Here is a 12,245-nt window from a genome sequence, read left to right on the forward strand (position 1 = left end):
CCTCTTAAGTTATTGAAATAGGTCTTGATTTCATTAGTTGTGGACAAATTTAATTTAACGGGATAGGCAAAGGAATAATTGTAAAGTCTATAGACAAAGTCTAATTTTAGAAAATTAGGAGGAATCGGTTGTTATGAAAGATCAAGGAATTAGTAAGTCTATGCCAACTAATTCAGATAGAAGTTCAGTCACCCCATCACTAGGAAGACAAATGCTAAACAAAGTTCCACAAGTTACTATTTTCTTCTGGATTATCAAAATTTTATGTACAACTGTCGGAGAAACATTTGCGGATTTCCTAAATTTCAACCTTGGTTTAGGGTTAATGAACACTACCATACTTATGGGAATAGCGTTTTTCATTTTCTTGTTTCTTCAATTCAGAGCAACTAAATATGTTCCAGCAATTTATTGGACAACTGTTGTTCTAATAAGTGTATTTGGAACGTTGGTAACTGATAATTTGACAGATAATATAGGAGTACGACTAGAGGTTAGTACAGCAGTTTTCTCTGTGCTACTAGGTTTAACTTTTCTTTTCTGGTATCTTAGTGAAAAAACACTTTCAATCCACTCAATTTATACAAGAAGAAGAGAAGCCTTCTATTGGCTTACTATTCTTTTCACATTTGCACTTGGAACAGCAGTCGGAGATTTATATTCCGAACAACTAGGACTTGGTTATGTTAAAACAGGAACAATAGTTATTATTATTATTGCTGTTATCTACTTGGCATATAAATTCTTGAAACTTGATGCTGTATTAGCGTTTTGGATTGCATATATTCTTACTCGTCCACTTGGAGCATCATTAGGAGATTTCCTATCTCAACCAAAAGTTAATGGCGGGCTAGGTTTAGGAACAACCACTACTAGTATAATTTTCCTTGTAGCTATTTTAGCAATAATTGTTTTTCTAGCTGTTACAAAAATTGATACAACAGGAAAAAGTGAAACAGCAGAAACAAACCAAGAAAATGGAAACAAGAAAAATGTTTTGATACAAACCATTGCAGTACTGTGCATTTTCTTAGGTGGTGGTATAGGCAGTTACTATTCAATCAGTAATAGCGTCGCATCACAAGCAACTACATTAGCTGGACAATTAACAGACTTTATTAATATTGAAAATAATATGCTAAAGGATGTAAACTCAAATAACTTTACTTCAGCGAAAAAAGAGGCTGACGATTTGGAACATCAATGGGATGCATCTGAATCTAAACTAAGAAAAATAGATGGAACAACATGGACTAAAATAGATGGAACGTTTGACATTGTATTAGCATCAGTTCGTTCATCAAGCCCTGATGTAAGCAAGTGCAAAACTGCACTTACTAATTCACTTAGTGCCTTAAATAGTGCAAATAAAGCATCGCAAGCAACTACATTAGCTGGGCAATTAACAGATTTCGCTAAAATTGAAAGTGATATGCTAAACCAAGTAAACTCAACTAACTTTACTGCGGCGAAAAAAAGTGCTGACGCTTTAGAACATCAATGGGATGTAGCAGAGCCTAAACTAAGAAAAATAGATGGAACAACATGGACTAAAATAGATGGAACAATTGACGTTGTATTAGCATCAGTTCGTTCATCAAATCCTGATGCCAGCAAGTGCAAAACTGCACTTAACGATTCGCTTAGTGTCATAAACGGAGCAAATAAATAAACATTTTAGGAATCGCAAATGCGGTTCCTTTTTTTTATGTTGAAGATTTCTATCGTAGAAAGAATTTATACTTGCTATTGTAACTCTTTTTTATTTGAATAATAATTTAATCCCTGGTGCAGACACAATGTATCTAGTAGGGAGAAGTAGTATTTTAAACAAAATAACAGGAATGATCTTTATCTGCTTGGAACAAAAACTCCTTAATAAACATGAAATATAAAAATGCCCCCTTTCTAAAAAGAAATATCTGCTTTAAGTGAATATATAAGGTGAAAAGCCCCTTCAGTACTCTGAAGGGGTTTTTCGCTTGTCCGTTAAAAACAATGAGCCTGCCAAAAATCATACAAGGATCTTATATATTTACTTGGTGAAGAATCTTAATAGTTTTCCTTCATCCCATAAATAAAGTTGTAGTCACTGGTACTTAGATTAAGGGTTTTATTTACAAAGGATACTCATTTTTTTGTATTCATTCACAAATGATAAAAATAAACATTATTTAATTATGTTTGACAATAAATAAACGATAACATATTATGTTTATAAATAGTTAGGTGAATAAAGGGCGTGTTTGCTTATATAAAAAGAACGACAAGTAAGGTTTTTTTAGTTATGATGGAGCTTTTGAAAGAAAAGGATCAACATGCTCATAAAGAAAAAAGATATCAATGAAATACTAATCAATGAAATACTGACAGCTGTTTACCGTGATTATGTCATTTTAAGAAATTACTTAATTGAATATGGTTTTATTGATCGGAAAGCAGATGGAAGCCAGTATTGGTTAACAATGAATAAGTGAGAGGATGAATAAAATGGATTGAAAAACAGAATTGAAAATACAATATAAAGAAACAAAAACTGTGCCGGCGTGAAAAATGGCTAGATAAACTTAAGATATATGGAGAACGTAGATATAACTCAGAAAATTTAAATGAATAGGGGGATAAAGCTTGATTTCAACTGAAGAATTAAAAAAAGAAGAATTAACTTCAAAAGAACCTAGGGGAAATAAACTTACATTATTACGTCCGATGATAATATTCCTGATTCCTCTACTTTTAAGCAATATATTGCAATCAATTGGTCAGGTATTTGGAATGATCGTTGTTGGACATTGGTTAGGGGTAAATGCACTAGCAGCAATAGCAGCCTTTTTTCCATTGCTATTTTTACTAATATCATTTGCAATTGGGATTGGATCAGGTAGTTCAATTTTAATTGGGCAAGCTTATGGAGCAAAAATGGAAGAAAGATTAAAGGCAATTGTAGGAACTACTCTCTCTTTTACTTTTATATTAGGACTTATACTTGCGATTATTGGAAGTATCTTTAGTAAAGATATTTTAATAGGAATAGGAATACCTGAAAATATTTTGAATGTAAGTGTGCATTATGCTCAAATCTTATTTTGGTCAATGCCTATTATGTTTTTGTATATTGTATATACTACATTAATTCGAGGAACTGGAGATTCTAAAACGCCATTTTACTTTCTTTTATTAAGTACAATACTAAATGTAATCCTTTTGCCTGTATTCGTATTTGGGTGGTTCGGAATCCCTAATTTTGATATTTATGGTGCGGCTTACGCTACGCTAATTTCAACTATATTGACATTCGTTATATTACTAATTTATTTATATAAAACTAAACACCCGCTTCAATTAAATGCCTCAAGAAAATATCTTCGAATGGATGTTGGATTATTAAAATTGTTATTAAAACTTGGAATACCAACAAGTATTAATATGATTTTTCTTTCACTTTCTGAAATAGCAGTTATTACTTTTGTAAACAAATATGGGTCAGATGCAACAGCTGCATATGGAGTAGCAAATCAACTTGTAAGTTATGTGCAAATGCCAGCGTTATGTATCAGTATTACTGTATCAATCTTCGTAGCCCAATCAATTGGAGCAAATCAATTCGAACGGTTAAATCAAGTAATCCGCGTTGGGATCTTGCTTAATTATGTACTAGGTGGAATAACCGTATTATTTACTTATCTATTGGCTAAACCTATTCTTCATCTATTTCTAACAAGTCAAAATACGATACAGATCTCTCATAGCTTACTAATGATTACTTTATGGAGCTACCTAATAATTGGTCATTCATATATCCTAATTTCAACGATGCGTGCTAGTGGAAATGTACTTTGGCCGACAATTCTTAGCGTTATATCGATTTGGGGTATCGAAGTTCCCGTAGCATACCTACTTTCTCATTATACTAATTTAGGAATTAAGGGTATATGGATTGGGTATCCGGTTGCTTTCATTGTCGGACTTTTCTTACAATATTTGTATTATAGTTTAATATGGAAAAAGAAAAAATTAACGCGTTTAGTAACATAATTAGTAGTTGGATAAAAGGAAAGCAAGGTATGCGACTAAGACAACTAATCCAACTGAGGAGTAAAGAGAAGTGTAACATTGCTACAAAGAATAAAAGAGAGTCTATTCTAAAATGTAATAGGCTCTCTTTTGCTATATATAATTACCATTTTGCAATATGATCCTCTACTGTCCCGAGTAGTTGTTGGATAGGCATATAACGTCCATTTTTCAAGCGAATACGACCATTATAGTAGCCTACCATCTGGTGAACTGAGGATTTCACTAGTTTGACATCAGTAGTAGCTTCTCGTTCAAAGAATGGTGTAAATATAAGTTGTACATCATCTGTAAATTTCGTTGTAATATGCCATGGTTGCATGTAATTCTTATTATTATATTTGAAAATAACATCTTCATGAATCTTTTGCATTTTACCATCAACAAAAAAAGCATTTTCTGTCATACCGGTTCCATCTGTCCATTGACCACCAAAGTTTAATGCTATACGGTGGTTGCCACAGCGTTGTGAGGCCATACCCCAATTCCAAGTTGACTCGCGTGGCCATATTCCACGTCCATAGTCGAGAACGGCAAAGCAGTCTTCCTCGTTAAAATTATAACGTTTATCTCCAATTTTCACATAACCACATGCAGGTAAAGAATGATGCTTTGCCGTAAATTGAAACGTTTGACGATTCCATGGGATGACGACATTCAGTGAATCATCGTCTTCTAGATGTTTGATTGTTAAATCGGCATGCAAAAGATCCCCATCAAAATCAGGGATCGTCACAGTCATCTGTGTCTCACCTTGAGAATATAGTAATTGAATCTTGATATCATTATTATTGAAAGACACTGTTTCTAAAACACTCTCTGGCATCTTTAGCTTATACCCAAGAGGAATAGTGACGGTTTTCTCAAAATACCTTTGCGTTTCATATTCGAGAAAATAAACGAAACAAACTGCTGCGTAATCTAAATGACTAATCGTCGCTGAGAACATAATATCGTCACCAAAAACGCACCAATAATTCCATTTTTTCTTACGTAAAATATGACCTTTCAGATTACTTTGTATAATAGGTTTTCTTGCATAACCGATAGCAGTAGGATTTAAGTTGCCTTTTTTATCACATAGTAATGTCACATCAACAATTTCTTTTTCAGCATGCTGTGTCAAATCAAACATCCTTTCAAACATAAAAATAGGAGATACAAAATTATATTGTTCTCATTGTACCAAAAAAAGTGTAATATTGGTCACTCATAATAGGAATGTTGAAAAAGTTATATATTTGTTATAACACTCCCAGAATAAGTATCAATTGGGTTTGTCCTTACATACAGTGCAATAGGAGGTTATGGACTATGTATAATAGGCAAAAGGCGGTTGATTATGCGAATCGTTGGTGGGACCATTTCAATCCTGCATTCCCAAGATTCGATGATGATTGCACAAATTTTATTTCACAATGTTTGCTAGCAGGTGAAGCACCCATGACAGGTTACCCTGATAGAATAAAGGGATGGTGGTTAAAGGGAGGAACATGGAGTTATAGTTGGTCTACAGCAAATGCACTTTTCTGGCACTTACAAAATTCAAAAAAAGGATTACAAGGAAAAAGAGTTTCAAGCGAAAGTGAGTTAGAGTTAGGGGATTTGATTTTCATCGATTTTACTGGGGATGGTAGAATCAGACATTCTTTAATTGTAACGAGCATAATAAATGGTGTACCTTATGTCAATGCACATACGACTAACAGTTATCATCGTTTATGGACATATGAGGATTCGAGCGCATATACACCAAATATAAAATATTATTTCATGCATATAACAGTAACTCCATAGGATGATGTTCTTTTTATTTTCCAACAGACTGTGGTAAGGTGGAGAGGGTAATATACATACAAGTATATTCAACGTAAATTGTGTTCGTATTATAGGAGTGATTATGATGAATGAACAATCTTTATCAGTCAAGGAAGCAATTCGTGGACGTCGTTCTATTAAATTGTTCAATGGCCAACCTGTAGACCGTGAAGATTTAATGGAAATTATTAACGTTGCTGTATGGGCGCCAAATCATGGTAATCGTCAACCATGGCGAATAGTACTTGCTTGTGGAGCTGAATTAGATGCTTTAAAACATTTAATCCGTGAATATGCAGTGCCAGATTGGAAAGAATTATCTGAAGACGTACTTGCGAAAAAAATGCAAAAATTCACAACGCCAGGTGCATATGCATTTGTGATTATGCCACAAGATGTACGTCAAAAAGAACGTTATGAAGACTTTGCAGCAGCTAGTAGCTTCATTCAAAATATGCAATTACTAGCATGGGATCGCGGAATTGGTGCTTGCTGGAAAACACCTAACTGGATTGATAATCCAAAGTTCCGTGAAGCATTAGGCGTGAAACCAGAAGAACGCATCATCAGCATGCTTCAATTCGGTTATTTCGATACAATTCCAAATGAAAAACCACGTAAACCAGCAGAAGAAATCGTTACGATTTTTGGTGAATAATTTTAAATGTAGAAGCGGTTATTATTACGCTACTAAACTTTTTTAAATAAAAAGCTTTGTTGTATGATATTGTTGTTTTTAATGCATTCTTATTTGAGAAGGGCGGCGACTCCAGCGAGGAGGCCCGTCAGTTTGCCCGCGGCAAGCGTCCGCCAGTATCAAAATTTATGGAATCTTAACCGTATTGTTTAACAAAACCAAATAAGAAGCCAACATCCCTATTTACACATTAGGAATGTTGGCTTTTAAAATATTCTTATTTAGATAAATTTGCTACTTCATAGTAGTAATCACTAACTACGCGAAGACCTTTATCATAGTTTTCTAAGTGGAAATGTTCGTTTGGTGCATGGAAGTTTTCTGTTGATAATGCAAAGCCCATCATAATTATTGGAGCACCTAAGATTTCATCAAATGTTGCGACGATTGGAATAGAGCCTCCAGCGCGAATATATGCTGTTTTTGCGTCATATTGTGTTTCGTATGAACGACCTGCAGCTTGGATATAAGGGTGATCCAATGGTGTGATGAAAGGTTTCCCTTTATCAAAATCAGTGACTGTAATATCAACCCCAGCTGGTTTGTGTTTTTCAATATGTGTTCGTAATTGCGCTACGATTTCATATGGGTCTTGATCGGGTACTAAACGACAAGTGATTTTAGCGCCAGCAGTTGCAGGAAGAACTGTTTTAATACCTTCTCCAGAGAAACCACCGAAGACGCCGTTCACTTCTAAAGTTGGACGTGCCCATGTGCGTTCAAGATAGGTGTAGCCTTCTTCACCGTATAATTCTTTGACACCAGCTTCTGCTTTAATACTTTCCTCATCAAAGTCTAAAGCTTCGTATGCAGCTTTTTCATCGGCTGTAATTGGTCGTACTTTATCGTAGAAGCCATCTACAGCAATTGTACCATGTTCATCGTGGAATGATGAAAGGATATCTGCTAAAGCATGAATGGGATTTTGAACGCCACCACCATAAATGCCTGAGTGAAGATCTCCTTTTGCTGAACGAACATCAATTTGAACACCTGTTAATCCGCGTAATGCGTAACAAACTGCAGGACGACCTGGTGCATAAAGACTTGTGTCTGAGATTAATACTAAATCCGTAGCAAGTTGTTCTTTGTTTGCTTCAATAAAAGCAGGAAGATTTACACTACCAATTTCTTCTTCACCTTCAATAAGGAATTTCACGTTAACTGGTAGTTCGCCATTTTCCTTCATTAAAGCTTCGATTACTTTTACGTGCATAAATACTTGGCCTTTGTCATCACTAGAACCACGAGCATATAAAATATTGTCGCGAATTTCAGGCTTGAATGGTTCGCTATCCCATAATTCTAAAGGATCAACCGGTTGCACATCATAGTGACCATATACTAAAACAGTTGGTTTGTTTTCAGCGTGTAACCAATCTGCAGTGACAATAGGATGTCCTGCTGTTTCATTGACTTTAATATTTTCAAGTCCTGCATTTTTCATGGATTCTCCAAGAAAAGCAGCAGCTTTTTTCATGTCTTCTTTATGTTCAGATAAAGAACTAATACTTGCGATAGATAAAAATTGTTTCATTTCTTCGAGTTGTTCATCACGATGTGTAGTAAAGTAAGTATCTAATGCTTCTAATTGACTCACTTAAATCCCTCATTTCAGTATTTCAATAATAAAATTATTATAGCATAGCAGACATTTTATATAGAAAGCACAACTCTCATAAAACGCAGAACTCACTAAAATATGGTATATTATGTAGTAGAAATTTCGTGCGAAATTTGAACGGTTTTTTGGGGAGGAATCTTGTTGGAATTTCTGGGATTGATCATATGCTTGCTCATATCATTTTTCTTTTCAGGAAGTGAGACAGCTTTAACAGCCATAAATAGGATGAAGGTCCAATTGCGAGCAAATCAAGGTGACAGAATGTCTCAAAAACTGAACCTATTAATTGCTCAACCAGATCGTATGATTACGACTATTTTAATTATAAATAATACGGTAAATATTTTAATGCCAACATTATTAACTATTATTGCATTACGTCATGGTTGGCAGGTTTCAGTAGCTACTACAATTTTAACTATTATTATTATTGTTTTTGGTGAAGTTTTGCCAAAGACAATTGCTGTAACATTTGCAGATCGTCTTGCGTATATAGTAGCGCCAATTATCGCATTATCCGTAAAAATCCTTAGACCTGTTACGTGGATTGTACAAGGGTTCACGAATTTGATTATTCGAATTATTTCAAATGGAGCAGTGACGGAAGCAACTTTGACGAAAGAAGAATTTAGAGGCATGGTAGATTTTGCTTCTACAGAAGGTGCATTTGACGAAAGTGAATCTGAACGTTTAAAAGAAGTATTAGATTTTCCAGACAAGGATGTGTCGGATGTTTTAGGTACGCATCGTACGGATGTGGTAGGTTTACCAGCTGATGCTACCTATGAAGAAGTAAGAAATACAATTTTAGAATACTCATTTACACGCTATCCCATTTATGAAGAAAGCATGGATAATATAGTAGGGATGTTCTATTCGAAGAAATTTGTTGAATGGTCATTAGACCCGACAAAAGAGTTGGTAGATTTTATGGACCCAGATCCTCTTTATGTTGTTTCAACGGTAAGTGTTGAAAAAGTATTCACATTGATGCTTGCACAAAAGAAACATTTAGCCATTGTGCTTGATGAGTATGGCGGTACACTCGGTATCGTTTCACATGAAGATATAATAGAAGAAATGATTGGTCTAGAAATTGAAGATGAATCAGATGAGGAAGAGGAATCATTTATATATGATTTAACGGAAAATACATTAGTTTGCCATGGCCGATTAGAGATTGAAGAGGCTAATCATCTATTTAAGGTTGCGATTCCGCAAGATCACGAAACAGTTGGTGGGTTTGTACTAGAATTAAGTCTGCATATACCTGAGCCTGGGGAAACGTTTGATTTTGAAAATCTTCATATTGTTGTAAATGAAGTAGACGATAGCCGAATTACAAAATTGACGATTACAAAACAACTGATAGAAGAATAAAAGAAAATGCCTAAAAGACCCTTACGGAACTTTTAGGCATTTTTTATTGCAATATAAAATATAGATTTTGAAATTTTATTGGTCTTCAATGTTGGAATTGTTAGTGTGTACTCTTCAAAAAGTTAGGTATCACAACGAATAAAGGTAGATTATTACATGCTTTTCACACAAACCTTACACGAATGTAATGAAATTGAAAGTTAATCCGATAGAGCGAAAGCTTTGTTTTTGCGAAAATAAGTTTAACAAAGCAAGACATTGAACCGGAGGATATTAAAAATGAATATTACAATTGAAAATGTTTATGAAGAATACAATCGTTATATATATCACTTATGTTTAAAATTAACTCGTAACAAAGCAGAAGCAGAAGACCTTATGCAAGAAGTTTGGGTAAAGGTCGTTCGCTACGAAACTTATGTTGCTGAAGTCGAACACGTGAAAGCTTGGTTAACAACTATTTGTATGAATACTTTCCGCGACCGCTATCGCAAAAATGTTCGTCGCAGTAAGTACATGATGAGTCAACCTGAAACATTAGACGTACCAGTATTAGATTTGGTTCCCAATAATGAACCATCTACTGAAGCGGTAGTTGAACAAGAAGCAATTTCTCAAATTGTCCAAGAGAAAATTAATCAATTAGATAGTATTTATCGTAATACACTTTTATATTTCTATGTAAATCAATACTCTTTAGTAGAAATTGCTGAATTGATGAAAGTATCAATTGGTACTGTAAAATCTCGTCTATTCCGCGCAAAACAACGTTTAAAAGACATCATGATGTCTGATGCAACATCAGCAGAAGTCATTTTGCCAGCATAAAAAGCCCAAGACCTTATCACTGCATCACACAATCTATGCAGAGGTTGTTGGCTATGAATAAGATAAAAAAATCGTTACTCATTCTATAGAGTAACGATTTTTTTATGCATGAATGAAAATAGACTGAAGTAATATTAAAAGTTGGATGGAGATTACTTTAAATCCTCGTAAATGTACTACTAGCATTAATATGTTGGAAAAACAATATAATGATAAATACAAACAAGCGTGTTGATTAGGATAAAATAGGAAGAATATTCTTCTGTAATCTTACTTTCAATATTCTTGTGCCTCACTGTTTATTGATTGTAGAGCGGAGGATTGCTCGACTCCCGCGGGAAAAGCGTGGCAGTTGAGACCCTACATAGGGGTATCAGTTGATCATTCATTTTTTAAATGGATAAAAATGGATAGTTAATACGCGTGAAATACAAACAGACTATTCTAAATAAATATAAGAAAAAGCGCTCAAGAAACAACGTGTAAACCTATATGTATGCATTTGCAACTGTTGGTTGCGATATTGCAAATAATGACTTCTGGTTTAAAGAATGGGGATTGCTTATCATTTATTTAATACTTTAGATTGGAGGCAAACAGTTTATGGAATTAGAGAGTCGTTTAAAAAAGTTAAGAGAACTACATCAATATTCTCAAGAAGATGTTGCAAGGATTTTAGATATTTCACGTCAGTCTGTTTCAAAGTGGGAGCTCGGTAAAGGGTATCCTGATTTAGATAATCTCATAAGACATTTTGGGATTTTATGTATCACTATTGGTGGCTTATTTTTCCCATTCTAGGAATGCTATCGCCAATAATATATAGGCTTATTTGGTGGTGAAACAAAAAACCGTTCAAACTTTTGAACGGTCTTTTTTTCTTTGAATTATGCAGACAATAAGATAAAACAGCACTTAATAATAGCACTATATTTTTATCTGAGTATGGATATTTATAAAATTTATCCAAGTAAGCATTTTGAGAAGATAGATTGTAATGAATGAATTTCGTCTTCAGTGAGCATCCCAAACATACGGTCTAAAGTATTTGTAATATGCTCGTGAGCAGTTTCTAAAAGTTCATGACCTGCATCAGTAATCTCAAGCTGTGAAGCACGGCGATCAGTTGAATTTTGTGTTTTAATAATATAACCTGCTTTGATCAGCTTGGTAGTGAGTACAGTGACACCACCTGAAGTAACGTGAAGTCTTTCTGCCAAAGCAGAAGGGCGCATTGGTCCTTCTACATGAAGTAATTTCAGTATAAAGATATGCGTTTTTGACAATCCCATCGTATTGTGACTATTCCACTCATTTGCCCATTTTCTTTCTAAAGAAGAAACGATTTCAAAAAGGGAAGCAATACTTTCTCTTCTTGTTTCATTCATAATTTTCATCTCCAAAACGTATCATTAGCTTTCGTAAGATAAGCGTTGCATTTCATATAATTCATATGCACGAACTTTACGAGGGATGAAACGGCGAATATCCATTTCGTTATAGCCAACTTGTAGACGTTTATCATCTAAAAGAATAGGGCTACGTAACATTTTTGGATGATCCTTCACAATATCATAAAGTTCTTGAATCGATAATTGTTCAATATCACAATTTAAGTTTTTAAAGTCTTTTGAGTTCTTTGAAATGATTTCATCCGTACCATCTTCGGTCATACTTAAAATACGTTTGAATTCAGGAAGTGTTAATGTTTCAGAAGTAATACGTTTTTCTTCGTAAGAAATATTATTATCTCTTAACCAATGTAAAGCCTTTTTTGATGAAGTACAGCTAGTTTGAGTATAAATTGTAACAGTCATATAAATT

12 protein-coding genes are annotated in these 12,245 nt (G+C 34.2%); 8 read left to right on the top strand and 4 right to left on the bottom strand.

Annotated features, from left to right (window positions below; all coding sequences use genetic code 11):
• The first annotated feature begins 133 nt into the window (after nt 1-133).
• From Q8X41_RS14275 to Q8X41_RS14285, 3 genes are all read left to right on the top strand, one after another.
• On the top strand, nt 134-1,672 hold the full coding sequence (locus Q8X41_RS14275) for a hypothetical protein (protein ID WP_397536935.1): 1,539 nt from the start codon (nt 134-136) through the stop codon (nt 1,670-1,672).
• Between the two features lie 646 nt (nt 1,673-2,318).
• A complete protein-coding gene (locus Q8X41_RS14280) occupies nt 2,319-2,477 on the top strand; it encodes a DUF2087 domain-containing protein (RefSeq protein ID WP_397536936.1) in 159 nt (52 codons plus the stop codon).
• Nucleotides 2,478-2,709: 232 nt separating this feature from the next.
• Nucleotides 2,710-4,035, top strand: a complete 1,326-nt coding sequence (locus Q8X41_RS14285) for an MATE family efflux transporter (protein ID WP_397540275.1) — start codon at nt 2,710-2,712, stop codon at nt 4,033-4,035.
• A 142-nt stretch (nt 4,036-4,177) separates the two neighbouring features.
• On the opposite strand, the gene Q8X41_RS14290 is transcribed toward Q8X41_RS14285, so the two are convergent.
• Nucleotides 4,178-5,200, bottom strand: a complete 1,023-nt coding sequence (locus Q8X41_RS14290; RefSeq protein ID WP_397536937.1) for a DUF2804 domain-containing protein — start codon at nt 5,198-5,200, stop codon at nt 4,178-4,180.
• A gap of 188 nt (nt 5,201-5,388) precedes the next feature.
• On the opposite strand from Q8X41_RS14290, the gene Q8X41_RS14295 reads away from it, so the two are divergent.
• Entirely contained in the window at nt 5,389-5,871 is a 483-nt protein-coding gene (locus Q8X41_RS14295; RefSeq protein WP_397536938.1) for an amidase domain-containing protein, read from the top strand.
• A 106-nt stretch (nt 5,872-5,977) separates the two neighbouring features.
• Nucleotides 5,978-6,550 carry a nitroreductase gene (locus tag Q8X41_RS14300; protein ID WP_397536939.1) on the top strand — a complete coding sequence of 191 codons (573 nt, stop codon included), beginning with the start codon at nt 5,978-5,980 and terminating at the stop codon, nt 6,548-6,550.
• Nucleotides 6,551-6,806: 256 nt separating this feature from the next.
• Here Q8X41_RS14300 and Q8X41_RS14305 read toward each other — a convergent pair whose 3' ends face one another.
• Nucleotides 6,807-8,189 carry a dipeptidase gene (locus Q8X41_RS14305; RefSeq protein WP_397536940.1) on the bottom strand — a complete coding sequence of 461 codons (1,383 nt, stop codon included), beginning with the start codon at nt 8,187-8,189 and terminating at the stop codon, nt 6,807-6,809.
• 165 nt (nt 8,190-8,354) lie between these two features.
• On the opposite strand from Q8X41_RS14305, the gene Q8X41_RS14310 reads away from it, so the two are divergent.
• From Q8X41_RS14310 to Q8X41_RS14320, 3 genes are all read left to right on the top strand, one after another.
• A complete protein-coding gene (locus Q8X41_RS14310; protein WP_397536941.1) occupies nt 8,355-9,593 on the top strand; it encodes a hemolysin family protein in 1,239 nt (412 codons plus the stop codon).
• A gap of 279 nt (nt 9,594-9,872) precedes the next feature.
• A complete protein-coding gene (locus Q8X41_RS14315) occupies nt 9,873-10,421 on the top strand; it encodes an RNA polymerase sigma factor (protein ID WP_397536942.1) in 549 nt (182 codons plus the stop codon).
• Nucleotides 10,422-11,024: 603 nt separating this feature from the next.
• Nucleotides 11,025-11,222: a helix-turn-helix transcriptional regulator gene (locus tag Q8X41_RS14320; protein ID WP_397536943.1), complete on the top strand. Its 198-nt coding sequence runs from the start codon at nt 11,025-11,027 to the stop codon at nt 11,220-11,222.
• Between the two features lie 161 nt (nt 11,223-11,383).
• On the opposite strand, the gene Q8X41_RS14325 is transcribed toward Q8X41_RS14320, so the two are convergent.
• Together Q8X41_RS14325 and spx are read right to left on the bottom strand one after the other, a co-directional pair.
• Nucleotides 11,384-11,809, bottom strand: a complete 426-nt coding sequence (locus Q8X41_RS14325; protein WP_397536944.1) for a MarR family winged helix-turn-helix transcriptional regulator — start codon at nt 11,807-11,809, stop codon at nt 11,384-11,386.
• Nucleotides 11,810-11,833: 24 nt separating this feature from the next.
• Nucleotides 11,834-12,238 (bottom strand): transcriptional regulator Spx, encoded by a 405-nt coding sequence (spx, locus tag Q8X41_RS14330; RefSeq protein WP_397536945.1) that lies wholly within the window; start codon nt 12,236-12,238, stop codon nt 11,834-11,836.
• Between the last annotated feature and the right edge of the window lie 7 nt (nt 12,239-12,245).

The organism is Rummeliibacillus pycnus (genome assembly GCF_044359855.1).
GTDB classification, from domain to species: domain Bacteria; phylum Bacillota; class Bacilli; order Bacillales_A; family Planococcaceae; genus Rummeliibacillus; species Rummeliibacillus pycnus_A.

What these genes read in the sequence shown, in the direction of transcription:
- Q8X41_RS14275 (WP_397536935.1), top strand. Translation starts at nt 134, where the DNA reads ATGAAAGATCAAGGAATTAGTAAGTCTATGCCAACTAATTCAGATAGA.
- Q8X41_RS14280 (WP_397536936.1), top strand. Translation starts at nt 2,319, where the DNA reads ATGCTCATAAAGAAAAAAGATATCAATGAAATACTAATCAATGAAATA.
- Q8X41_RS14285 (WP_397540275.1), top strand. Translation starts at nt 2,710, where the DNA reads ATGATAATATTCCTGATTCCTCTACTTTTAAGCAATATATTGCAATCA.
- Q8X41_RS14295 (WP_397536938.1), top strand. Translation starts at nt 5,389, where the DNA reads ATGTATAATAGGCAAAAGGCGGTTGATTATGCGAATCGTTGGTGGGAC.
- Q8X41_RS14300 (WP_397536939.1), top strand. Translation starts at nt 5,978, where the DNA reads ATGAATGAACAATCTTTATCAGTCAAGGAAGCAATTCGTGGACGTCGT.
- Q8X41_RS14315 (WP_397536942.1), top strand. Translation starts at nt 9,873, where the DNA reads ATGAATATTACAATTGAAAATGTTTATGAAGAATACAATCGTTATATA.
- Q8X41_RS14320 (WP_397536943.1), top strand. Translation starts at nt 11,025, where the DNA reads ATGGAATTAGAGAGTCGTTTAAAAAAGTTAAGAGAACTACATCAATAT.
- Q8X41_RS14325 (WP_397536944.1), bottom strand. Translation starts at nt 11,809, where the DNA reads ATGAATGAAACAAGAAGAGAAAGTATTGCTTCCCTTTTTGAAATCGTT.
- spx (WP_397536945.1), bottom strand. Translation starts at nt 12,238, where the DNA reads ATGACTGTTACAATTTATACTCAAACTAGCTGTACTTCATCAAAAAAG.